The 1,916-nt window shown below is 63.7% G+C and carries 1 protein-coding gene; it reads right to left on the bottom strand.

Features of this window, described 5'->3' with window-relative positions; all coding sequences use genetic code 11:
• Window positions 1–260: 260 nt before the first annotated feature.
• Entirely contained in the window at window positions 261–1,658 is a 1,398-nt protein-coding gene (locus tag NG701_RS00030) for an IS1182 family transposase (protein WP_445260469.1), read from the bottom strand.
• Window positions 1,659–1,916: the final 258 nt, after the last annotated feature.

Raw genomic sequence — 1,916 nt, 5'->3', positions numbered from 1 at the left:
AATGCTTCCAGAATGCACCGCAGCGGACCGGGCGTCATCAGCGACAGCCAATCACCCACCTCGGCGGTCAGAGGCGAAGCCTCACTGGGAGCGTGGGTCGGTAGTCGTTCGGTGGCATGACGTCGTGTTGCTGTAGCTGCTGCGCTTGGGTCTTTGCCTGTGGTGGTTTTCTGCTTTGCGGGAGGGCGTCCGGGCCGGTCATGCCCTGTGTTTGGCCGCGGAGCGGTCCTGCAGGGGTCAGTGGCTCGGCTGCCTTTCCTTTAGATTCCTGCCGCGGCCAGGGTCCGGGTGTTTTCCCGGTATTTGAAGAGTTTGAGCAGGTTGTGGCAGCCGGAGATGAGGTTCCATTCGTGGGCTGCTTGCTCGAGTCCGCGCAGGAGCAGGTGCTTGCCCTGACGGGTGTGGATCTGTCCGAAGACCGGTTCGATGATGGCCTTGCGCCGTGCGTAGATGGTCCGGCCCCTCTTGGTTTTGAGTTTCCGGGCCATGCGTTCCTTCAACGTGGCGTTGCCCGGGATCCTGCCACGGGGTGCCTCGGGGATCTCTTCGCCGTGTTTGAGCCGGCCGGTCGCGATGAAGAACTCGGTGCTTCCGGCGCTCTCGGCCTCGATCTGCCGGACGTGTTCGAGGTTGGCGGCTGAACAATACCCGGCATCGATGGTCCATTGGGCGGGCAGCTGTCCCAGCGTCTGCCGGGTGCGTTCGATCATCGGGGCCAGCTGCTGCACGTCCACGGCGATGTTGTTCAATTCCGTGGCAACGATGACCTGGTGATCGGCATCGACCACGGCCTGGCCGGTATAGCTGTAGTGGAAAGACCCGTCAGAGGTCTTCATGATCCTCGCGTCCGGATCGGTGAAGTTGCGTTGCGCGCCGGGTTTCACCATCGCGGCAGCAGCGGCTTGATCGCCCTTGGCCGTGACGGCCCCGTCATCATCCCCGTCATCGCGTGCCTTGCGCTCGGCCTCCCTGCGGGCCTTTTCCGCAGCTTCCGCTTCGAGGGCTTCACGGGCCGCGGCCAGTGTCGCTAACCGCGATTCCTTGTCCGCCAGAGCCTGCGGAAGCTCGTCCCCGCGTTTATCCGCCCCGAACCTGGCATCCTCGTTCGCATCAACACTTTGCGCGTCGGCGAGCATGTCCGAGACCTCCGCGGCCAGGATCCTTTGCTTCTCGGTCAACCGCGCATAGCTCATCGCCTTGCGCCGGGACGCGTTGGCCCGCACCTTCGTCCCGTCCAACGCGACCCGGCCCAACGAGACCATGCCCGCGGCCCGGCACAGTTCCAGGGCCTGAAGGAACACGTTCCCCAAGGCCGCAAGATGACGCTGACGGAACCTGCCGATAGACCGGAAATCCGGGGCCTGCTGCGCGGCGAGCCAGCGGAACGCCACCACGTCCACGCACGCCCGTTCCAACTCCCGCGAGGAACGCACCCCGACGCAGTAGCCATAGAGCAGGACCCGGACCATCAGCCGCGGATCGTACGGCGGCTGGCCCTTGGTCTTGGCATACGAGTCGTAGAACCGGGACAGATCCAGTTCCTCGGAGACGATCTCGGCAATAAACCGGGCCAAATGATTGCCCGGCAACCACTCATCCAGCGACGGCGGCACCAGCATCACCACGTCCGGTTCAAACGCCTTGAACCGCTTGTTCACCCCGGCACCGGTTTCCACCAGACCGTCATCAACAACCGGCTCAATACGCTCCACGAGCGATTCCTCAAACAACCCGTCCTGGCCAGCGGCATCCATGCACCGATTCTTCCAGCCACACGCCAAAGACCCGGAATTTCGACCGGCGTTTTAACGACTACCGACCCACGCTCCCAGTGAGGCTTCGCCTCTGACCGCCGAGGTGGGTGATTGGCTGTCGCTGATGACGCCCGGTCCGCTGCGGTGCATTCTGGAAGCATT

Source organism: Pseudarthrobacter cellobiosi (assembly GCF_023913815.1).
Classification (GTDB): domain Bacteria; phylum Actinomycetota; class Actinomycetes; order Actinomycetales; family Micrococcaceae; genus Arthrobacter; species Arthrobacter cellobiosi.
The sequence above is the reverse complement of the archived record's forward strand: the minus strand, read 5'-3'. Positions and strand labels throughout refer to the sequence as shown.